22 protein-coding genes are annotated in these 20235 nt (G+C 57.0%); 10 read left to right on the forward strand and 12 right to left on the reverse strand.

From position 1 onward, the window contains the following. The first annotated feature begins 2 nt into the window (after positions 1-2). Genes B5G28_RS01365 through aguB form a run of 4 tightly spaced genes read left to right on the forward strand, consistent with a single transcriptional unit; the run spans position 3 to position 4408 of the window. The gene (locus tag B5G28_RS01365) at positions 3-1265 is read left to right on the forward strand and encodes a saccharopine dehydrogenase family protein (RefSeq protein ID WP_087245684.1); all 1263 of its coding nucleotides are present in this window, start codon (positions 3-5) and stop codon (positions 1263-1265) included. Next, complete coding sequence (nspC, locus tag B5G28_RS01370) at positions 1262-2413, forward strand: carboxynorspermidine decarboxylase (RefSeq protein WP_087245686.1); 1152 nt, start codon at positions 1262-1264, stop codon at positions 2411-2413. The genes B5G28_RS01365 and nspC overlap by 4 nt, the downstream gene beginning before the upstream one ends. A gap of 21 nt (positions 2414-2434) precedes the next feature. Continuing rightward, a complete protein-coding gene (gene aguA, locus B5G28_RS01375; protein ID WP_087245688.1) occupies positions 2435-3511 on the forward strand; it encodes an agmatine deiminase in 1077 nt (358 codons plus the stop codon). A 15-nt stretch (positions 3512-3526) separates the two neighbouring features. Continuing rightward, positions 3527-4408: an N-carbamoylputrescine amidase gene (aguB, locus tag B5G28_RS01380; protein WP_087245690.1), complete on the forward strand. Its 882-nt coding sequence runs from the start codon at positions 3527-3529 to the stop codon at positions 4406-4408. A 474-nt stretch (positions 4409-4882) separates the two neighbouring features. Here aguB and B5G28_RS01385 read toward each other — a convergent pair whose 3' ends face one another. From B5G28_RS01385 to tgt, 11 genes are all read right to left on the reverse strand, one after another. Beyond that, positions 4883-5302: an SRPBCC family protein gene (locus B5G28_RS01385; protein WP_087245693.1), complete on the reverse strand. Its 420-nt coding sequence runs from the start codon at positions 5300-5302 to the stop codon at positions 4883-4885. 51 nt (positions 5303-5353) lie between these two features. Further along, a complete protein-coding gene (locus B5G28_RS01390) occupies positions 5354-5566 on the reverse strand; it encodes a hypothetical protein (protein ID WP_087245695.1) in 213 nt (70 codons plus the stop codon). A gap of 30 nt (positions 5567-5596) precedes the next feature. Further along, positions 5597-6031: a hypothetical protein gene (locus B5G28_RS01395; RefSeq protein ID WP_087245697.1), complete on the reverse strand. Its 435-nt coding sequence runs from the start codon at positions 6029-6031 to the stop codon at positions 5597-5599. 28 nt (positions 6032-6059) lie between these two features. Next, the gene (locus B5G28_RS01400; protein WP_087245699.1) at positions 6060-6842 is read right to left on the reverse strand and encodes a YhfC family glutamic-type intramembrane protease; all 783 of its coding nucleotides are present in this window, start codon (positions 6840-6842) and stop codon (positions 6060-6062) included. A 142-nt stretch (positions 6843-6984) separates the two neighbouring features. After that, complete coding sequence (locus tag B5G28_RS01405) at positions 6985-8163, reverse strand: tyrosine-type recombinase/integrase (RefSeq protein ID WP_087245701.1); 1179 nt, start codon at positions 8161-8163, stop codon at positions 6985-6987. Between the two features lie 49 nt (positions 8164-8212). Next, the gene (locus tag B5G28_RS01410; RefSeq protein WP_087245703.1) at positions 8213-8842 is read right to left on the reverse strand and encodes a non-canonical purine NTP pyrophosphatase; all 630 of its coding nucleotides are present in this window, start codon (positions 8840-8842) and stop codon (positions 8213-8215) included. 39 nt (positions 8843-8881) lie between these two features. Next, positions 8882-10288 carry a DNA repair protein RadA gene (gene radA / locus B5G28_RS01415; protein WP_087245705.1) on the reverse strand — a complete coding sequence of 469 codons (1407 nt, stop codon included), beginning with the start codon at positions 10286-10288 and terminating at the stop codon, positions 8882-8884. Between the two features lie 61 nt (positions 10289-10349). Beyond that, complete coding sequence (locus tag B5G28_RS01420) at positions 10350-11117, reverse strand: hypothetical protein (RefSeq protein ID WP_087245707.1); 768 nt, start codon at positions 11115-11117, stop codon at positions 10350-10352. Positions 11118-11187: 70 nt separating this feature from the next. After that, positions 11188-11583 carry a TIGR04086 family membrane protein gene (locus tag B5G28_RS01425; protein ID WP_087245709.1) on the reverse strand — a complete coding sequence of 132 codons (396 nt, stop codon included), beginning with the start codon at positions 11581-11583 and terminating at the stop codon, positions 11188-11190. A 59-nt stretch (positions 11584-11642) separates the two neighbouring features. After that, complete coding sequence (yajC, locus tag B5G28_RS01430) at positions 11643-11954, reverse strand: preprotein translocase subunit YajC (protein ID WP_087245711.1); 312 nt, start codon at positions 11952-11954, stop codon at positions 11643-11645. Between the two features lie 102 nt (positions 11955-12056). Beyond that, positions 12057-13202, reverse strand: a complete 1146-nt coding sequence (gene tgt, locus B5G28_RS01435) for a tRNA guanosine(34) transglycosylase Tgt (protein ID WP_087245713.1) — start codon at positions 13200-13202, stop codon at positions 12057-12059. Between the two features lie 246 nt (positions 13203-13448). Here tgt and B5G28_RS01440 point away from each other — a divergent pair, with 246 nt between their 5' ends. Then, positions 13449-14069 (forward strand): sugar O-acetyltransferase, encoded by a 621-nt coding sequence (locus B5G28_RS01440; RefSeq protein WP_087245715.1) that lies wholly within the window; start codon positions 13449-13451, stop codon positions 14067-14069. Positions 14070-14119: 50 nt separating this feature from the next. On the opposite strand, the gene queA is transcribed toward B5G28_RS01440, so the two are convergent. Beyond that, on the reverse strand, positions 14120-15148 hold the full coding sequence (gene queA, locus B5G28_RS01445) for a tRNA preQ1(34) S-adenosylmethionine ribosyltransferase-isomerase QueA (protein WP_087245717.1): 1029 nt from the start codon (positions 15146-15148) through the stop codon (positions 14120-14122). A 177-nt stretch (positions 15149-15325) separates the two neighbouring features. Between queA and asd the strand changes: the two genes are divergently transcribed. From asd to B5G28_RS01470, 5 genes are all read left to right on the forward strand, one after another. Beyond that, positions 15326-16411 (forward strand): aspartate-semialdehyde dehydrogenase, encoded by a 1086-nt coding sequence (gene asd, locus B5G28_RS01450; protein WP_087245719.1) that lies wholly within the window; start codon positions 15326-15328, stop codon positions 16409-16411. Positions 16412-16456: 45 nt separating this feature from the next. Continuing rightward, the gene (gene dapA, locus B5G28_RS01455) at positions 16457-17347 is read left to right on the forward strand and encodes a 4-hydroxy-tetrahydrodipicolinate synthase (protein WP_087245905.1); all 891 of its coding nucleotides are present in this window, start codon (positions 16457-16459) and stop codon (positions 17345-17347) included. Between the two features lie 75 nt (positions 17348-17422). Beyond that, positions 17423-18181, forward strand: coding sequence for a 4-hydroxy-tetrahydrodipicolinate reductase (gene dapB / locus B5G28_RS01460; RefSeq protein ID WP_087245721.1), 759 nt, complete (start codon positions 17423-17425; stop codon positions 18179-18181). A gap of 57 nt (positions 18182-18238) precedes the next feature. Next, entirely contained in the window at positions 18239-19519 is a 1281-nt protein-coding gene (locus B5G28_RS01465) for a CapA family protein (RefSeq protein ID WP_087245723.1), read from the forward strand. A gap of 65 nt (positions 19520-19584) precedes the next feature. Continuing rightward, on the forward strand, positions 19585-20052 hold the full coding sequence (locus B5G28_RS01470) for an ACT domain-containing protein (RefSeq protein ID WP_087245725.1): 468 nt from the start codon (positions 19585-19587) through the stop codon (positions 20050-20052). Positions 20053-20235: the final 183 nt, after the last annotated feature.

Genomic DNA, 20235 nt, shown 5'->3' on the forward strand with positions numbered 1-20235 from the left:
CCATGAGCAAACTGCTTGTCATTGGCTGCGGCGGCGTCGCCTCGGTTGCGATCCAGAAGTGCTGCCAGAACCATGAGACTTTCACTGAGCTGTGCATTGCCAGCCGCACCGTCTCCAAGTGCGACGCCCTGAAGGCCAAGCTGGAGGCCGTCGGCACCCCCGTCAAGATCACCACCATGACCGTCAACGCCGACGACGTGGAGGACATCAAGCGGGTGATTGAGGCTTACAAGCCTGAGCTGGTTCTGAATGTGGCTCTGCCTTACCAGGATCTGACCATCATGGACGCCTGCCTGGCCTGCGGCGTTCACTATGTGGATACCGCCAACTACGAGCCGGAAAACACCGACGATCCCGTCTGGCGCGCCATCTACGAGAAGCGCTGCAAGGAAGAGGGCTTCACCGCATACTTCGACTACAGCTGGCAGTGGGCTTATGCCAAGAAGTTTGAGGAGGCCGGCCTGACCGCCATCCTCGGCTCTGGTTTCGACCCGGGTGTCACCAGCGTCTTCACCGCCTATGCTCTGAAGCACTATTTCGATGAGATTCACACCATCGACATCCTGGACTGCAACGGCGGCGACCACGGCTATCCCTTCGCCACCAACTTCAACCCCGAGATCAATCTGCGTGAAGTTTCGGCCAACGGCAGCTACTGGGAGAACGGCCACTGGGTGGAGACCAAGCCCATGGAGATCAAGCGGGAATACGACTTCCCCCAGGTGGGCAAAAAGGACATGTACCTGCTCCACCACGAGGAGATCGAGAGTCTGGCCAAGAACGTCCCCGGCGTCAAGCGGATTCGCTTCTTCATGACCTTCGGCCAGAGCTATCTGACCCACATGAAGTGTCTGGAGAACGTGGGCATGCTCTCCACCAGCCCCATCCAGTTTGAGGGCCGCGAGATTGTGCCCATCCAGTTCCTGAAGGCTCTGCTGCCCGATCCCGCATCCCTGGGCCCCCGCACCGTCGGCAAGACCAACATCGGCTGCATCTACACCGGCGTCAAGGACGGCAAGGAGCGCACCATCTATATCTACAATGTCTGCGATCACCAGGAGTGCTACAAGGAGCTGGGCAGCCAGGCCATCAGCTACACCACCGGTGTTCCGGCCATGATCGGCACTGCTCTGGTAGCCAACGGCCAGTGGCGTCAGCCCGGTGTCCACAACCTGGAGGAGATGGACCCCGATCCCTTTATGGAGATGCTGAACCAGTACGGCCTGCCCTGGGTTGTGGATGAGCATCCTGTGACGGTGGAATGATGGAGCATTTGAAACGGCAGGAACCCGGGCTGCAGACACCGGTTTATGTGGTGGACGAGGCAGCTCTGGTTCACAACCTGGAAATTCTGCAGGGTGTACAGCAGCGTACAGGCTGCCACATTCTGCTGGCCCAGAAAGCTTTCTCCATGTTTCGGGTTTATCCGCTGATTGGGCAGTATCTGGCAGGCGCCACCGCCAGCGGCCTCTTTGAGGCACGGTTGGCCCACGAAGAGATGCCCGGCAAGGAAAACCATGTTTTCTGCCCGGCCTATACCCCGGAAGAAATGGAAGAGATTGTACAGATCTGCGATCATATCAGCTTTAATTCGCTCGCTCAGCTGGAGGCACACCGTCCGGTCTGGGAAAAGGCGGGTGTCAGCGTCGGCCTGCGGGTCAACCCGGAGCACTCCACCCAGGAAGGCCACGCCATCTACGATCCCTGTGCACCGGGCAGCCGGCTGGGTATCCGCCGGCAAAATCTTCCGGACCAGCTGCCCAAAGGGGTAGAGGGATTGCATTTCCACACCCTGTGTGAACAGGACGCTGCCCCTCTGGTGGAGACCTTTGCCGCCTTTGAGGAAAAGTTCGGGCAGTATCTGCCGGGACTGAAGTGGATCAATCTGGGCGGCGGGCACCACATCACGCGCCCGGGCTATGACATTGCCGCCCTGGAACAGCTGATCCTTTCCATCCGGGAAAAGTACGGCCTGGAAGTTTATCTGGAACCAGGGGAGGCCATCGCCCTTTCGGCCGGCACCCTGATTACCACCGTGCTGGACATTGTGCAGGCCACCGATATGCCCGTCCTGATTCTGGATACCTCGGCGGCTTGTCACATGCCCGACGTGCTGGAAATGCCCTATCGTCCGCCCCTGTACGACAGCGGACTGCCGGGCGAAAAGGCATGTACCTGCCTTCTGGCATCCCGGACCTGCCTGGCCGGAGATGTCATCGGCGAATACAGCTTTGATTCCTGCCCCCAGATTGGGGACAGGCTGGTTTTTGGCGATATGGCGATTTATTCCATGGTGAAAAACAACACCTTCAATGGAATGCCGCTGCCGGATATTGCGCTGCGCCATCTGGATGGCAGCTGCGAGGTAGTGCGCCATTTCGGCTATCAGGATTTCAAAACGCGTCTGTCCTGACGCGGTCCAAAGGAGTTTTCTATGTACAGAATGCCGGCTGAATACGAGCCGCACCGCGCAACACTGATGATCTGGCCGGTACGCCCGGGCAGCTGGGGAAAAGATCCCCAGGCTGCACAGGACGCCTTTGTGCGGGTCTTTGAAGCCATCACCCAGAGTGAAGATCTTTATCTCTTGGCTGATCCGGACCATTTGGAACAGGCCCGCGCTGCAGTGGCGCATCTGGATCGGGTGCACCTGATCTGTATGGATTCCAATGACGCCTGGGCGCGGGATGTTGGGCCTACCTTCGTCAAAAATGACAGGGGAGAGCTCAAGGGCATCAGCTGGAGCTTCAACGCCTGGGGCGGTACGGTTGATGGCCTCTATGCCGACTGGCAAAAAGACGACGCCATTGCGTCCGCCTTCTGTCAGGAACTGGGTTTGCCCTGGGACGATGCGGCTCCGTTTGTACTGGAGGGCGGCAGCATTCATACCGACGGCGAGGGGACCGCTCTCGTCACCGAGAGCTGCCTGCTTTCGGCCGGGCGGAATCCGTCTATGAGCCGTGAGGAAATCGAGGCAGAACTTTGCCGCCGTCTGGGTGTCGATAAAGTGTTGTGGCTGCCGCGGGGCATTTACAACGACGAGACCAACGAGCACGTGGACAATGTGTGCGCTTTTGTCGCCCCTGGCGAGGTAGTTCTGGCCTGGACCGACAACGAATCCGACCCGCAGTACCCGCTTTCTGCCGCAGACCTGGCTTATCTGCAGAGTGCAACCGATGCCAAAGGGCGGTCTTTAAAGATCCACAAACTGCCCATCCCGGATCATCCCATCCTCTGCAGCGAAGAGGACTGCGCATCCTATTCGTTTGAACCGGGCGAGGACATTCGCGAGCCAGGGGAGCGCCTGGCGGCCAGCTATGTGAATTTCTATTTCACCAACGGTGCCGTTCTGGTTCCTCAGTTCGGGGGCGAAAACGCCGCCAGCGACGCCCGCGCCTGCAAGATCCTGCAGCAGCTTTGCCCGAACCGTCAGGTTATCGGCCTGCCTGCGCGGGAAATTCTGCAGGGTGGGGGAAACATCCACTGCATTACACAGCAGATTCCGCTGTAAAAGGAGGGAATATCCATGCCACAGACCACTGTTGCGGCCATTCAGATGACCTGCTGCGCCGATCCGGCCCAGAACATCGCACACGCCGAGGAACTGGTGCGTCAGGCCGCCGCCAAAGGGGCACAGATTGTTCTGCTGCCTGAATTGTTCGAGCGGCCTTACTTCTGCCAGGAGCGCCGCTATGAATACTACGATTATGCGCTGCCCATGGAAGAAAATCCAGCGATTCAGCGTTTTTCTGAGGTGTGCCGTGAACTGGAGCTGGTGATGCCCATCAGCTTTTACGAAAAGGACGGCACACGCCTGTTCAACAGCGTCGCCATGCTGGACGCAGACGGCAGCATCCTGGGGATTTATCGAAAGACTCACATCCCGGACGACCACTATTATCAGGAGAAATTTTATTTTACCCCCGGAAACACCGATTTTCAGGTGTTCGATACACAGTATGGCCGGGTAGGCATGGGCATCTGCTGGGATCAGTGGTTCCCGGAGACAGCCCGCTGCCTGGCTCTGGCCGGGGCTGACATCATCTTGTATCCAACGGCAATCGGCAGTGAACCCATCCTGGATGTGGACAGTGCCGGTCACTGGCAGCGGACCATGCAGGGACATTCGGCAGCCAACATTATGCCGGTCGCTGCGGCAAACCGCTACGGAACCGAAGTGGTCACGCCGTGCAGGGAAAATGGCGGCCAGCAGAGTGCACTGCGGTTTTACGGTACCAGCTTCTTGACGGATGAAACGGGAGCTGTCATTCAGCAGGCCGGCCGGGACGAAGACGCCGTTCTGACTGCGAGCTATGACTTTGCGGCCATTCGGCAGGCCCGTCTGGAATGGGGCTTGTTCCGGGACCGCCGGCCTGAGTGTTACGGAGCCATTTGTGATCTGGATTGATGGCAGTCCAGTTCAAACCTGCATCCTTATCATAGAATAAGGTTTTTGAAACGCATCCCAAAATCTGTGCGGGGCACAGGTGAGGGGTGCGTTTTTTGTTGGCTGGCGTTCTGGACGAAAACAGCCGGAAATGCTAAATCGGCTCAAAAGAACCCAAGAGAGAAGAGCCCTTTTTGCCTGTATATAAATTTCGTATAATGTAGGTTATACGAAAAACGGGGAAGTGAAAAAGCCCTTTTAAGCCGCTTTTGGGTCTTTCGGCCGGTTTTGGCGCCGCCAGCCGGCCGGACCGGTTCAAACTGGTTCAAATCGCATTTTTCCAAAATATGCTGATTTTATGATTTTTTAAATAAAAACAGACTCCAGATTTTGCTCTGGAGTCTGCGTGGTTCTTTTTATGGCCAGCCCAGCTTCAAGCTAGCCGGCCATCTGTTTTTCATTCAGTACACTCGGTTCATCACGGTGTGCAGTGCATCATGAATGGATTCTTTTAGATTCGCTGCAAATTGCTCTGCGCAAATCGGTTATAAACTGAGCCTGCTGCTTTTTCAGGTATCCTTTCACAAACGGCTTCATCCAGACCTTCTTCACCGATACGTACTCTGTGAAGTCCACCACCGTCGCCAAGCCTCGCTGCCGGAATCTTCCAACCCAGCGGCCATGCAGATTGGTGTTGTCCATCTCCAGTTCCCAAAGCTGCCCCGGTTTTGCCCTTATGATTGTGAATTTTGTGACATATCCGTCTGCTGTGTATTCCAGAAAAGCTTCCGGGCCAAGGATTTGCACGCGGCTTAGATCAGTCCGCCACCTTGGATATTCGCTTGCTGTTGTCACAACGCTCCACGCCTTGTGTACATCACAAGGAAGAACAGATTTTAAATTTGATACCGTCATTTTTTCTATCCATCATCAAGTCGTCAACATTCAAACCTTCAGACCCTAGGCTCAGAATTTCTCTTTAACCCGATCCAAATCTTCCTGGTCAATCCATTCTTCAATAAAGCCGCAGGTGCAGCAAACATAGCGATGGACCGGCGCTGTCGAAAAAATCGACAAGCCCAGCGGAATGTAATTCCCGGAACCATAAGCGCCCGCTTTGCCTGGAACGCGGACAATCTCATGGCTGCCGCATTTGGGACAGGTATGGGTATTCTTCATTGTATCATCCGCCTTTCCACCGGTGCATCGTCATCTTTTTTGATAGCAAAGGATCTCTGGATCTGAACCGTTGGGGCCATATTCAGACACCAGAAGGTATTTTTCATCAGCAACCACTCCATAACAGCGGTTACTGCCCGGGATTTCAACCTGGTTTCCGAAATAGATATTCTGGTCTGTCAGCAGTTTGACGGTTTCCCCATTCGGCAGCGGATACGCCAGATTGACATAAAAGCCATTCAGCAAATACAGATCCTTCACAGCCAATCCAGGAATCCCCAGCGCCTGAATCTCCCGAATCAGAGACTGTCTCAGATTCTGATAGGCATCAAAGCCCGAATCCTGAATGCATTTTGCTGCGACGCAAACACCACCGAAGGGATGGCCGCCTGTCTCCTGACAGCCGCCGCAATCCGTTTTTCTTGGACAGGCTTCACAGCAGTCCGAACCACAAATGGACTTCATAGGAGTTCCTTTCCATTCTCAAGGAATTTTATACCTTCAGTTCAAGATATGCCTTGCGGACGTACCAGACCACAGCGGCGGTCATTGCAGCAACCACAATTTCCGTCAGTGCGATGGAAACATTCGACAGCAAAACCGCTGCAAAATCCACCACAAAATGTGCTCCAAAGGCGGCCCAATACCACCGGCCATTCTTTTCCTTGACAGCACGGTAGATCAAAACCGACAGCGCAATCTGCAAACAGACCGCCACAATCCGCTCAAACCCAGCAGCAAAAAAGAGCAAAGCCGGCGTCTCCCAGAGTGCAGACAGTCCCTGAATGGCTGTCTGGCGGGTTGCTTCATCCAGACCTTCCAGAACGCCGTTCATGGAGCCGCTGTTGATCATGGTGGAGTTGACCAGGTTGTTGATGGATGCCAGACCCAGCAGGAGGATCGCTTCAATTCCTCCATGGCCCACACCATACATCAGCGCATTTTCTTTGGTGAGATAGTTACGCATGACAAATTTCATGCCCAGGTACCGCCCGGTTTCCTCAAAGGCCGCCGCCATCAGAGCACCATACAGCGCATAGAGAAAAGGATTCCCGGTGATCAGGTCTCCGGTCGCCTGGAAAACCATCGAATGCACCATGCTTTCCAGCGTCAGCGCAAAGATCACGAACACCAGCAGGCCGGTGCCGAAACTAAAGAAAGCCGCCTTCTTTTTGCGCCACAGGTAGATAAAAAGACCGATCGGCAGGCCAAAAGCCGCCACCAACGAAAACATCATGCCGACAACGTTGCCGACTGGTACAGGTTGCAGTTCCATTTCCGTTTACCTCCTTGAATGTCAACCACATCGCAGTGAACGATTAACTTTTAGCTTAATCGTTAATCGTTGACTGCATTATAACAGGCCTCTGTCCTTCTGTCAACGCCATGGAACAGAGGTCTGTGCAAACCGGTTTTTCTTACTGCTGCTTGTCCGGGTCGTCTGTTTCCTCCTTGAAATCCTCTGTCATGGATGGGAGAATCTCAGGCAGCGCCTCCCCTGTCCACTCCCCTGTTGGCTGCATCTCTTCTTGGATACCAGTTTCCTCTTGAGGGACTTCTGTTTTCAGAGCTTCGGCAGATTTGGGATTCTTCACAGCCCCCAGCGGGTTGGCTTCAATGGCAGCACGCACCTGTGCATCCTGCAGATGGGTATAGATCTGGGTGGTGCCCACATTGCTGTGACCCAAAAGCTCTTTCAAGGTCAAAACATCCACCATGCCGGTCTGATACATCAGGGTGGCGGCAGTATGGCGCAGCTTATGGGTTGAGTATCCCTTCAGCCCCGCCGCTTTCATGGCGCCGGTAATCAGCTGTTCCACCCGCCGGTTGGAGATGCGGTCTTTGCGCCGCCGGGTGATGAAGACGGCCGGTTCTTTGGGCGAAAGCCCCTCAACCGCTCCCCTCTTTTGCAGATAGAGATCCAGTGCATCGATGCAGGCGTCGTTCAGATAAACCATCCGCTCCTTATGGCCCTTGCCAAAGAGGCGTATCTGACGCCCGGCCAAATCGATGTCCTCCATATTCATCCCCACCAGCTCCGACAAACGCATTCCGCAGTTCAGGAACAAAACCGTCATGCAGTAATCCCGTTCCGGGAAATCGCTGAGAGTTCGGGTAGCTTCCAGAAGATCCCGCGCCTGCTCTGCAGTCAGATACTTGGGCAGAACCTTATCCAGTTTCGGAGGGCTGACTGCTGCGGTGGGATCGTTTTCCAGACGGCTGGCGTGGTTGACCATAAAATCATAAAACCCATGAAGACTGGCCAGCCGCCGGGCGGTGGAAGATTTCTTGTTGCCGCAGGTCTGGTTCAGATAATAGAGATACTCATATATATCTTCCTTGGTGACACTGCCCCAAAAAGCGGTATCCAGTCCTTTGGGGTCAATCTCCTGCACAGGAGCGTCCTCTGATACAAGGCCTTTCCTCTGCTTCATGAATTTGCTGAAATTCCGCAGGTCGCAATAGTAGTTGAAGGCCGTGTTGGGGCTTTTGCCTGCAATTACCTCCAGATACCGCACGTAATCCACAATATCCTGCGAGGCATCCTGAAAGGGTTTGTGCTTGGATGGATTTTTCTCGTCCAAATAAATCGACATAACCGTCCTCGTGTTTCTATGTATTCGCCCTCATAAAAGGGCTAACGCTTTAGAGTGCAAGGGCTTTCTTCAAAAAGGCAACCACCCGTCTGCGGTATTCCCCGACAATGACGCTGTCGCCGGACAGGTCTTCATCCTCATCGTCTACGAAATAGCGCATGGTCCGGCAGTCCAGAGACAGAGAGTCCAATGGCCATCCAGGCTGCCGTTTGGGAGAAGGACAATCTACCATATAGAAAGCGGAGTCTTTTACGTCTTCGCTGCTTCCCATGAATGACTCGATCTTTCCCCTGTTATAAACAGCAATTCCGTCCAGATAATAGGCCAGGACCTTTCCTCCCAGCGCGTGAACCAAATCTGCATAATGGGTGATCATCTCCTCGTCGTTCAGACGATGGCCCCCGCCGGGCGTCCGGACATGGAGTCCCGGCTGACGCGGATCATCCAAAGGAAGCCCATCAAAGTATAATCCCGCATCGTTGCAAATGACACGATCAAAGTAGGCTCCATAAAACTTCGCCTTGAGGATGGCGTTTTCCTCCGGGGTGTTCCCTATCTCCTCGGGTTCTTGGTCGATCTGCAAATCCCGCAAGGTATAAAACGTAATGTCACAGCCGCTGAGCAGAGCCTTAAACCGTTCCACTTTGGATGGGTTGGTGGTACCAATTAATACTTCCACATCGTTTCTCCATTCTGTTCCGGTATCTCGTTTCGCGGGTCACCCCTGGCCGATATTCAGCGCTGCAATGGCATCGGATACATAGGCCGCGCCGATCAGTTTCAGGCCCGGATAATCGGCGGGGCTGAGGTGCCGCAGGCTGTGTCTCGGGATCACTGCCTGTTCAAATCCGATACGCTCCGCCTCATGCAGGCGCTGTTCCAGATTGGGCACACTGCGCACCTCGCCGCCGAGGCCCACTTCGCCAATGGCGATCAGCTTATCGCTGACCGGCTTATCCAGCAGAGACGAAATCAGACTCAAGCAGACCGCCAGGTCACAGGAGGTATCCCGCAGGGCAATGCCGCCCACGATATTGATATAGACATCCAGATTCCCGAAGAAATACCCTGCCCGCCGTTCCAGCACAGCCAGAAGCAGATTGATGCGGTTGTAGTCGTAACCGGTGCAGGCCCGCCGGGGCGACGGGAATGTGGTTTTTGCTGCCAATGCCTGGATTTCACTCAGGATAGGCCGGGTTCCTTCCATGGTACAGGCCACACAGTTTCCCGACACACCCAAAGGCCGCCCTTCCAGAAGCATCTGAGAGGGATTGGCGATCTCGGTCAGTCCCTTGCCGGTCATATCGAACATACCCAGCTCATTGGTGGAACCATAGCGGTTTTTGGCCGCCCGCAGAATGCGATACGGCAGCATCTTGTCCCCTTCAAAGTAGAGAACCGTATCCACAATGTGCTCCATCACCTTGGGTCCGGCAATGGCACCGTCCTTGTTGACGTGGCCCACCAGGAACATGGGGATCTCCTGCTTTTTGGCCACTGCCAGCAGACGGGCGGTACTCTCCTTGACCTGGCTGACGGTACCCGACGAAGAAGAGATGTCCACGCACCGCATGGTCTGGATGGAGTCAATCACCACCAGGTCCGGTTTTTCCTTTTCAATCAGGCCGCAGATTTCATCCACGTCGTTTTCCGCCGCCAGATAGATGTTGTCCTGGGCGATGTTCAGCCGGGCGGCGCGGAGCTTCACCTGCCGGACCGATTCCTCGCCGGTGATATACAGAACCGTATACCGGTCCGAAATCGCCCCGCAGAGCTGAAGGAGCATGGTAGATTTGCCCACGCCCGGCTCACCGCTCAACAGAACCACTCCGCCCAGCACGATGCCGCCGCCCAGCACCCGGTCCAGCTCAGTGATTCCGGTGACAATCCGGCTTTTCTCCTCGGTGGTGCTGATCTCCGAAAGGCGCTTGGCGGTCAGGGTGGTGACGCCTTCCTGGCGGGGCGCGGCCTTGGCCGCTCCGCCGCCCGCTTTGGGCGCCTCTGCAATGACATCTTCGCTCATGGTATTCCAGCTGCCGCAGCTGGGGCATCGGCCCATCCAGCGGGGGCTTGTCTCACCGCAGTTGGAGCAGACATAGACGGTTTTCAGTTTGGGCTCTTTCATCTTACAACTTCTCCTGACTCTTTTTACGTTATAATACCACGGCATGGGCAGACCTGCAAGCTCAGCCAGCCAGGTGATTTCCCACTTGATGAGCTAGGCAGGCCAAGGCTGTCGATACACCGCAAATCGGCACAAACAAAACATTTAAAACCAGGTACTGCCCCAGCAGACGCCGCGCACCGGACCCCGCCGCAAGGTTCTTTCTTCCAAAGGCGGCGCGCTGCAGCCGGCCGCTGACTCCCAGCGCCGATGCACCGAACAGGCACAGGCAAGTCACGGCGGCAGCGGTGGGAATTCCTGTGATAAACAGGCCAAACAAAGCGCTCTGCCATCCTGATTCCAAGAACAGGCGCAGCTCAATGACTCCCATTCCCATCCCAAAGAGCATGGCAAAGAGGTAAATCATCACCGGGCCAATGGCGGACAGACCCAGCATCAGCAAAATGGTCGCGCCCCCGGCCACGGTCAAATATTCTGCCCCGAACAGTGTCCAGATCGCCTTTGGCTCGTCCAACGTGAAAAGTCCCGACCAGTTATCCAGATAGACCGACAGCGCATCCAGTTCGCCGCTGCGGCTGAGTCCCAGGACCACCCCCGACAGCAGTGCGCCGAAGAGATACGACGCCGCCAGGGCGACGCAGTCCCGGGAAAGTTTTTTGCCCCGCATCCCGGCGGGACGTTCTGCCCGGCGGGGCAAGTCCACCACCGGATGCGAACTTTTTTCAGGCACAGGCTCCATTGTTTGGGGCTTCTGCGGCGTGGAGGCAGAAGATTCCACCTGAGCCGGTATGGCGAGCGATTTTTCGGCTGATTCCTGATAGACCCACATACAACTTGTCCTCCCGTCCGAAGCCGGCCGATTGGACCGGCCCCGGAGTTTTCTCTGTGTACAGCTGCGTTCAGTGATGACGTTTCTTCCCGGTGCAAAGCGTTCCCGCATAACCGCCCAGAGCTCCCATCAAAACCAGAAGCCCCAGCCGCACCAGCTGTTCCGTATCGGGTGTGCTGTCGTTGGACAGCTGAAGTCCCAGCAAAGTCACGGCATACAGGATGCCCAGCATTCCGCCCCAGAGCAGTCCCCGGCTTTTTTGAAGCAGAGCCAGCAGCCAGCTGCCCAGAAAACTCCCTGCGCAGATGGCCGCTGTAGCCAGTGGGCCGGCTGCGGACAGCCCCAGGCCGCGTGCCACCATCAGCGATGCAAACGCCGCCCCGCAGCCGACGGCGGCCGCGCAGCCCACCGCAAAAGCAGCCACCAAATGAATGGGTGCAGACAAACGAATGGTATTTCCAGACATAAAAACGCGCCTCCCTGCACTACTCTATGCAGGAAGGCGCGCTGGATATGCTTGGGAACTTATTTCTTGGAGGAAGTGGCGGGAGCGTTGTCCATGTTCAGCTTTTCCACCGAGCCGATGGCGGTCTTGGTGAAGCGAATCTTGACGCGGTCGCTGCCGGTTTCCAGGACGAAGGTGTCGTCCTTGATGGCAACAACGCGGCCAATGACACCGCCGATGGTGGTCACCTGATCACCGATCTCAAGGCTGTTGCGCATGGCGGCGTCCTTCTTCTCCTGCTTCTTCTGGGGACGGTAGATCATGAAGTAGAGCAGAACCACCATCAGTGCGAGGGTAAAAAACAAGCTGAGATAGCTTTCTGTGCCGGTCATTGTAAAATTCTCCTCTCGAATTTCGTTTATCGTTATTATACCGGTTTATACGTCTGGATGCAAGGCCAAAAGCGCAAATCGTGCAAAAAAGCACCAGCTCTTTTAGATACGGGTATCCAGCAGCTTGACATACTTGTCGTGGAACTGGGTAAAGGTGCCGGCGTCCAGCTCATCCCGGATGCGTTCCATCAGGTGATTGTAGAACCAGAGGTTGTGCATGACAGCCAGACGCATGCCCAGCAGTTCCTCCGCCTTGAACAGGTGGCGGATATAGGCGCGGGAATAATTCCGGCAGGCCGGGCAGCCGCAGGCCGGGTCGATGGGGCGCTCGTCCCGCTCATATTTGGCGTTCTTGATGTTGATGATGCCGCCCCAGGTGTTCAGATGGCCGTGACGGGCGTTGCGGCTGGGCATCACGCAGTCAAACAGATCCACGCCGCGGGAGACCGCCTCAATGATGTTGCCGGGGGTGCCCACTCCCATCAGGTAGCGGATCTTGTCCTTGGGCATATAGGGCTCCACCTTGCTGATGATGTCGTACATCACCTCGGCCGGTTCACCCACAGCCAGGCCGCCGATGGCGTAGCCGTCCAGGTTCATGTCGGCGATCTGCTTCATGTGCTCCACCCGCAGATCCGGGAAGGTGCAGCCCTGGTTGATGCCGAACAGCAGCTGGTCCGGATTGACCGCCTTGCCTTCATGCTTGAGGCGGGCCATCTCGGCCTGGCAGCGGGCCAGCCAGCGGACGGTCCGGTCGCAGCTGGCCTTGGAGTAGGCGTGCTGGGCCGGGTTCTCGACACACTCATCAAAAGCCATGGCGATGGTGGAGCCCAGATTGGCCTGAATCCGCATGCTCTCCTCCGGCCCCATGAAGATCCGGTGGCCGTCCAGATGGGAGGCAAAGGTGACGCCTTCCTCGGTGATCTTGCGGAGCTTGGCCAGGCTGAACACCTGGAATCCGCCGCTGTCGGTCAGGATGGGGCCGTTCCAGCGGGTGAACTTATGCAGGCCGCCCAGATCGGCCACCAGCTGGTCCCCCGGACGCAGATGCAGGTGGTAGGTGTTGCAGAGCATGACCTGTGCGCCGATCTGTTTCAGATCGTGAGCGGACAGGCCGCCCTTGATGGCGCCGGCCGTGGCTACGTTCTGGAAAGCGGGGGTCTGAACGGTGCCGTGAACGGTGCGGAACTCGCCCCGCCGGGCGGCGTGCTCTTGTTTCAAGAGACGGAATGTGGTGAGTGATGCCATGTGTTGTAATTCCTTTCTTATGCGCAGAGAACAGCTGCGCGCTCCTGCAGGCAGTGCTGCATCAGATGCATACTGAAATATTATACCTTCTGCGCGGCTTTTTTTCAACTGCAGAGCCGGCATTTTTGCATGTTTTTCCCATTTGGGTGATGCCCCTGTTTTACCATGAAAAAGGGCTGGCAAATCCGCCGCCTTTCTCTTATAATAGAGCCGTACAAACGCCATACAACAGGGAGGGTACATCCAATGACCGAACGCGAAAAGATGCACACCACCGACTTGTATCTGCCGGGTGATCCCGACATTGTCAAAGAGCAGACCGCCTGTCTGGATAAGCTCTACGACTTCAATCAGACCCGTCCCACCGAAATGGAGAAGCGCACCGCCATGCTGCGGGAGATGTTCGCCGAAATCGGCGAGGACTGCTACATCGAGCCGCCGCTCCACGCCAACTTTGGCGGGCGCTATGTCCACTTTGGCCGGAATGTCTACGCCAACTTCAACCTGACTCTGGTGGACGACACCCATATTTATGTAGGCGACTACACCATGCTGGCTCCCAACGTGGTACTGGCCACCGCCGGGCATCCCATTCTCCCCCAGCTGCGGGAAAAGAGTTATCAGTATAATGCCCCGGTCCGCATCGGCCGAAACTGCTGGCTGGGCGCCGGGGTCATCGTTCTGCCCGGCGTCACTATCGGAGACAACACCGTTGTGGGCGCAGGCGGCGTGGTCACCAAGGACCTGCCCGCCAACGTTCTTGCGGTAGGCACGCCCTGTCGCGTCGTGCGTGAGATCGGCGAACACGACCGGACCTACTATTTCCAGAATCGCACCATCGACCCCGCCCTGCTGAAGGATCTCTGAGCAAAACAAAAACCCGGGCGCATCGGCGTCCGGGTCAAGGATGGACTAAATTAAAGAATCAGCATGGCGTCGCCAAAGGAGAAGAAGCGGTACTTCTCCTCCACAGCCACCTTGTAGGCAGCCATGGTCTTGTCGTAGCCATAGAAGGCCGAAACCAGCATGATGAGGGTACTCTCGGGCAGATGGAAATTGGTGATGAGGCCGTCAATGCAGTGGAACTCCACACCCGGGTACAGGAAAATGCTGGTGTTTCCGCTGCAGGGCTTGATCTCGCCATATTTGGCAGCCACCGCCTCCAGAGTGCGGCAGCTGGTGGTACCTACAGCAATCACCCGATGCCCGGCGGCTTTGGTCTCCTGAATCCGGCGGGCGGTCTCCTCGCTGATGGAGTACCATTCACTGTGCATCTTGTGGTCGGTGATCTCGTCCTCCTGAACGGGGCGGAACGTCCCCAGGCCCACGTGCAGGGTTACCTCGGCAATGCCCACCCCCTTGGCGCGGAGAGCATCCATCAGCTCCGGGGTGAAGTGCAGGCCGGCGGTGGGAGCCGCCGCGCTGCCCAGTTCCTTGGCATAGACGGTCTGGTACTGGCTCTGGTCCTCCAGCTGTTTGGTGATATAGGGCGGCAGAGGCATCTTGCCAAATTCGTCCAGTTTTTCGTAGAGGGTCTCGGTGTCATAGTGGAAGGTAACCAGCTTGTTGCCGTCCTCCATGGTCTCGTCCACCGTGGCCGTCAGGGTGCCATCTCCAAAGGTAATGACGTTGCCGGGGTGCATCCGCTTGCCGGGTTTTGCCAGGCACTCCCACTGATCTCCCTTGACCTGGCGCAGGAGCAAAAGCTCACAAACTGCGCCGGTGGGCTGCTTTACGCCCACAATTCGGGCCGGAAGAACCTTGGAATTGTTCACGACCAGCAAGTCCCCCGGCATAAGATAATCCGGGAGGTCATGGAATATACGGTGCTCCATGGCGTCATTATCCCGGTGGAGAACCAGCAGCCGGGCTGCGTCCCGGGGACTGACAGGCTCCTGGGCAATGAGCTCTTTGGGTAAATCGTACCAAAAATCTTTTTTCAACATGGGATGTATTCGCCTTTCCAGTGGGTTGACACGGAAGCCGTATCAATGATATCATAAGTTTTATACAACTGGTCTTTATTATATTGCAACACAATCCGGTTTGCAAGCCGCCGAGGCATCTAATTCGGCAAATGAAGCAAAATTTCGATCCGGGTTTGAAAGGAAAGGTGCTTGGAAATGAATAAGCAGTCTTATAAGGTAGGCATCGTTGGTGCCACCGGTATGGTCGGCCAGCGGTTTGTGACGCTGCTGGAGAATCATCCCTGGTTCAAATTGACCGTTGTAGCGGCATCCGGCCGCAGCGCGGGCAAAACCTATGAGGACGCCGTGGGCAGCCGCTGGGCCATGACCTGCCCCATGCCCGAAAGCGTCAAGAAGATGGTCGTTCAGGACGCCTCGGAAGTTGAGAAGATCGCCAGCCAGGTGGACTTCATCTTCTGCGCCGTCAACATGCCCAAGAACGAGATCAAGGCACTGGAGGAGGCCTGCGCCAAGGCCGAGTGCCCTGTGGTCTCCAACAACAGCGCCAACCGCGGCACCCCCGACGTGCCCATGGTGGTGCCTGAGATCAACGCCGACCACATCGAGATCATTCCCGCCCAGCGCAAGCGTCTGGGCACCAAGCGCGGCTTCATCGCTGTCAAGTCCAACTGCAGCCTGCAGAGCTATGTGCCCGCCTTCCATCCCCTGATGAAGGACTTCGGCGTCAGCAAGGCGCTGGTCTGCACCTATCAGGCCATTTCGGGCGCCGGCAAAACCTTCGACCGGATGCCGGAGATCATCGACAACGTGATCCCCTACATTGGCGGCGAGGAGGAAAAGAGCGAGCAGGAGCCCCTCAAGCTGTGGGGCCACATTGAAGGCGACCGGATCGTCAACGCCGAAAAGCCTGTCATCACCGCTCAGTGCTTCCGTGTGCCCGTCTCGGACGGCCACACCGCCGCAGTCTTTGTCAGCTTTGAGAAGAAGCCCACCAAGGAGCAGATCCTGGAGGCATGGAAGAACTTCCGCGGCCCCGCTCAGGAGCTCAACCTGCCCAGCGCACCCAAGCAGTTCCTGCACTACTTCGAGGAGAACGACCGTCCCCAGCCCAAGCTAGACCGCGACACCGAGCACGGCATGGCTGTCTGCATCGGCCGCCTGCGTGAGGACACCCTCTTCGATTACAAGTTCGCCTGCATGAGCCACAACACCCTGCGCGGTGCTGCCGGCGGCGGCGTGCTGCTGGCCGAGCTGCTGGCCGCCAAGGGCTATCTCGACTAAATGCAAATTCATTTTTCATAACTGCAAAAGGAGAGCCTTGTTATGATGAAGAAGCCTGTTTTTACAGGTGCGGGTGTGGCCATCATCACACCCATGCACCAGGACGGCAGCATCAACTTTGAGGTGCTGGGGCAGATCCTGGAGGATCAGATTGCCCGCGGCACCGACGCCATTGTAATCTGCGGCACCACCGGCGAATGCTCCACCCTCATCGATCAGGAGCAGCTGTCTGCCATCAAGTTCACGGTGGACACCGTGGCCCATCGCGTGCCTGTGATTGCAGGCGCAGGCTCCAATGATACCGCTCACGGCTGCGCACTGGCAGCCGGGGCCGCCGCCTGCGGCGCAGATGCCCTGCTGATGGTCACCCCCTATTACAACAAGACCAGCCAGGCCGGCCTGGTGACCCACTTCACCGCCATGGCAGAGGCTGGCGGCATTCCGGTGATTGTCTACAACGTGCCTTCCCGCACTGGTGTCAACATCAAGCCGGAGACCGCCAAGAAGCTCAGCGAGCATCCTCTCATCAACGGCATCAAGGAAGCATCAGGCAACATCTCTCAGGTGGCCCAGATTGCCGCCCTCTGTGGGGATTCTCTGAACATCTACTCGGGCAACGACGATCAGGTCCTGCCTCTGCTGTCTCTGGGCGGCAAGGGCGTTATCAGCGTTGTGTCCAATGTGGCCCCCACGCTGGTGCACGATTGCTGCCAGGCCTGGTTCGACGGCGATACCGACAAGGCTCGCCGCCTCCAGCTGGAGATTCTGCCTCTGTGCGACGCCATGTTCTGTGACGTCAACCCCATCCCGGTCAAGTACGCCATGAACCTGCTGGGCTGGCAGGCCGGCGCATGCCGTCTGCCCCTGGTGGAGCCCGGCGATGCTCAGAAAGTCAAGATTGTGCAGGCTCTGCGTGAGCACGGTCTGCTGTCATAACAAACGCAGCGAATGCCCGGAGAGTCTATGGAGTCCCGGGCATTCGCCTCATCAAACAGAAAGGAATCACGAAATATGACGGATATTGTCATTCAAGGCATCGGCGGCCGGATGGGCCATGTCCTCTGCGATATGATTGCCCAGCGGGAGGACTGCCGCGTGGTAGCGGGCATCGACCTGCACGCCGGCGAGCAGAACGGCATCCCTGTGGTCAGCAATCCCGAGGATTTGGCCGGCCGCGGCGATGTCATCATCGACTTCAGCTCCCCCGCCGCGGTGGAGAAAATTCTCCCCTACTGCGAGGCCCACAAGGTGCCCATCGTTCTGTGCACCACCGGCATGTCGGATGAACTGAATCTGAAGATTGTCCAGCTGTCCCGCAGTGTCCCCGTCTTTAAGAGCGCCAATATGTCCCTGGGCATCAACCTGCTGGCCGAGCTGTGCAAGCGGGCATCCGCCATCCTGGGCAGCGCTTACGACGTGGAAATCGTTGAGCAGCATCATCACAACAAGCTGGACGCTCCCAGCGGCACCGCTCTGATGCTGGCCGACGCCATCAACGAGGAGAACAACGGCGCCTATCACTATGTCTACGACCGCTCGTCGGTACGGGCCAAGCGCGATCCCATGGAAATCGGGATCAGCTCGGTGCGCGGCGGCAGCATCGTGGGCGATCACGAGGTGCTGTTCTGCGGGCCGGATGAAGTCATCACCCTCAAGCACACCGCCTATTCCCGCAGCGTGTTTGCCAACGGCGCCATCAATGCGGCGATCTACCTGGCCAAGAAGGAGCCGGGCCTGTACAATATGAGCGATCTGATCTCTGAGCGCTGATGGCCCGGCGGCTTCGGCCGCACAAGCCGGAAGCTTTTCCGGCAGGAGAACAAGACCATGAGCAATCATTCTTCCAGACCTTCCAAAGGGCAGCACGTCCCTCACTCCACAGCATCTTCCCGCAGCCGCCTTCCCTATTGGTGTGTCCTGGTAGCCCTCCTGGCGGCTTTGGGGTTCTGTTTTGGGTTCGGCGGCTTTCAATCGGATGCCCCCACCACGACCGAACCGGAAGCTTCCAGCATTCTGCCTCCGGAGCCAGAGCCGGAACCCGAGCCCCAGCCCGTGGTGCAGACGGTGGACTTCTCCGCCACAGGCGACAACCTGATCCACGCAAAAATCTATCAGCAAGCCGCTGAGCGGGCGGTGGGCGATGCGCAGTACAGCTTCGACTACTGCTACCAGAACCTGGTCCCCTTCTACAGCGGCTACGATGTGAACTGGATCAATCAGGAAACTCTCTGCACCGATGAGCTGGAGCCCTCCACGTATCCCTGCTTCTCCACTCCGGGCGACTGTGCCCGAGCGTTGTACCGGGCAGGTATTCGGGTGTTCAGTCTCTCCAACAACCACACCTATGACAAAGGCACCAGCGGCATTGCCGCAACCCTCCGGTTTTGGGCATCCACGCCGGATGATGTGGTGACCACCGGTCTGTGGCGGGGCGAGGCGGACTACGGCTACATCCCGGTGCACACGGTGAACGGCATTACCATTGCCTATCTGTCCTACACCGAGCACACCAACGGCATCCCCCGCAAGGATTCCATGGAGGCCAACATCATCTACACCAACCAGACCGATGTCATTGAGCAGCAGGTCAAGAAGGCTGCCGAGCTGGCAGACTTTGTGGTGGTAGGCACCCACTGGGGTGTTGAGGACAGCCACACCGTCACCGAGGCGCAGCAGACTCTGGCCCAGCAGCTGGCGGACTGGGGCGCCGATGTGGTGGTAGGCACCCATCCCCATGTGGTGCAGAATGCAGAGTGGCGGACTGCGGCCGACGGACGCCCGGTCTTTGTGGCCTACTCTCTGGGCAACTTCCTCAGCACCCAGAGCAAAAAGGACCAGCTGATCGGCACCATCCTCACCCTGCGGTTCCAAAAGACCACCGATCCCGACGGCACCGTCACCCTGGAACTGCTGGACCCTAAGCTTCACCCCACCGTCACCCACTACGGGCCCAGCAAATCCGAGGTCCGCGCCTACCTCTATCGGGATTATACCCCTGAGTTGGCCAATGCCCACGGCGTACGGGCCAACTACAGCGACTTCAACTACGATTACATCCGAGCTACCGTAGAAAAGTACATTGATCCGGCGTTTTTGGATTTCACCTAAACGCATCACACCTGTGTAAAGCACAATCACTTTACGCCTCTTTGCAGGCAGAATGGAGCGTAATTATGTATGGAGTATCGAAAATCAGCGTCGAGCCCGGCGTCATGATGATTAGTGTGCAGGATGCAGCATTCAGCGCTGACAGCCTGGCACGGTATCTCAAGATTTTTGCGGACATCGGCATCGTCGTGGACATGATCAGCCAGAGCGCCCCTCACGGCACCCAGCTGGATTTCAGCTTCACGGCCTCCAGCAATGACCTTCCTCTGGTGATGAAGGCCATTTCCACCGCACAGCTGACCCCTGGCTCCAAGGCCGCTCCCCTCATCAGCGTGGGCTATTCCAAGCTGAATCTGTTCGGCGAGGAGATGGTCACCAGCTGCGGCGTGGCCGCGCGGGCTCTGAGCGCCCTGGCCTCTGCCGGCATTGAGGTGCATCTGATCACCACCAGCGATCTGGATATTTCTCTGCTGGTCCGCAGTGAAAACGAGGACGCCGCCTATGAGGCTCTGCGCCAGGCCTACGAGCTGTAAAACAGTCGCCGGCTTGTCAATGGTTGATTTTTACAAAAAAATCCACATTCTTTTAGGCTGATTCACGAAATCTAAATCTTATGGCCTTTTCTGCTGTAAATCACTGAAAAATGTGGTAGAATTGCATATGAAATAAGCTGTTTTCCGGATGAATTATATCATCCATACAGCAAATCTGGCAAT

Origin of the sequence: Faecalibacterium sp. An77, assembly GCF_002161315.1 — a bacterium.
GTDB lineage: Bacteria > Bacillota > Clostridia > Oscillospirales > Ruminococcaceae > Faecalibacterium.

Bases quoted from the DNA above. Each gene is read 5' to 3' on its own strand.
- asd (WP_087245719.1), top strand. From the start codon at position 15,326: ATGAATAAGCAGTCTTATAAGGTAGGCATCGTTGGTGCCACCGGTATG.
- B5G28_RS01365 (WP_087245684.1), top strand. From the start codon at position 3: ATGAGCAAACTGCTTGTCATTGGCTGCGGCGGCGTCGCCTCGGTTGCG.
- radA (WP_087245705.1), bottom strand. From the start codon at position 10,288: ATGAAAGAGCCCAAACTGAAAACCGTCTATGTCTGCTCCAACTGCGGT.
- B5G28_RS01395 (WP_087245697.1), bottom strand. From the start codon at position 6,031: ATGAAGTCCATTTGTGGTTCGGACTGCTGTGAAGCCTGTCCAAGAAAA.
- dapB (WP_087245721.1), top strand. From the start codon at position 17,423: ATGACGGATATTGTCATTCAAGGCATCGGCGGCCGGATGGGCCATGTC.
- tgt (WP_087245713.1), bottom strand. From the start codon at position 13,202: ATGGCATCACTCACCACATTCCGTCTCTTGAAACAAGAGCACGCCGCC.
- queA (WP_087245717.1), bottom strand. From the start codon at position 15,148: ATGTTGAAAAAAGATTTTTGGTACGATTTACCCAAAGAGCTCATTGCC.
- B5G28_RS01470 (WP_087245725.1), top strand. From the start codon at position 19,585: ATGTATGGAGTATCGAAAATCAGCGTCGAGCCCGGCGTCATGATGATT.
- yajC (WP_087245711.1), bottom strand. From the start codon at position 11,954: ATGACCGGCACAGAAAGCTATCTCAGCTTGTTTTTTACCCTCGCACTG.
- B5G28_RS01385 (WP_087245693.1), bottom strand. From the start codon at position 5,302: ATGACGGTATCAAATTTAAAATCTGTTCTTCCTTGTGATGTACACAAG.
- B5G28_RS01400 (WP_087245699.1), bottom strand. From the start codon at position 6,842: ATGGAACTGCAACCTGTACCAGTCGGCAACGTTGTCGGCATGATGTTT.
- B5G28_RS01465 (WP_087245723.1), top strand. From the start codon at position 18,239: ATGAGCAATCATTCTTCCAGACCTTCCAAAGGGCAGCACGTCCCTCAC.
- aguA (WP_087245688.1), top strand. From the start codon at position 2,435: ATGTACAGAATGCCGGCTGAATACGAGCCGCACCGCGCAACACTGATG.
- B5G28_RS01440 (WP_087245715.1), top strand. From the start codon at position 13,449: ATGACCGAACGCGAAAAGATGCACACCACCGACTTGTATCTGCCGGGT.
- B5G28_RS01425 (WP_087245709.1), bottom strand. From the start codon at position 11,583: ATGTCTGGAAATACCATTCGTTTGTCTGCACCCATTCATTTGGTGGCT.
- B5G28_RS01390 (WP_087245695.1), bottom strand. From the start codon at position 5,566: ATGAAGAATACCCATACCTGTCCCAAATGCGGCAGCCATGAGATTGTC.
- nspC (WP_087245686.1), top strand. From the start codon at position 1,262: ATGATGGAGCATTTGAAACGGCAGGAACCCGGGCTGCAGACACCGGTT.
- aguB (WP_087245690.1), top strand. From the start codon at position 3,527: ATGCCACAGACCACTGTTGCGGCCATTCAGATGACCTGCTGCGCCGAT.
- dapA (WP_087245905.1), top strand. From the start codon at position 16,457: ATGAAGAAGCCTGTTTTTACAGGTGCGGGTGTGGCCATCATCACACCC.
- B5G28_RS01405 (WP_087245701.1), bottom strand. From the start codon at position 8,163: ATGTCGATTTATTTGGACGAGAAAAATCCATCCAAGCACAAACCCTTT.
- B5G28_RS01420 (WP_087245707.1), bottom strand. From the start codon at position 11,117: ATGTGGGTCTATCAGGAATCAGCCGAAAAATCGCTCGCCATACCGGCT.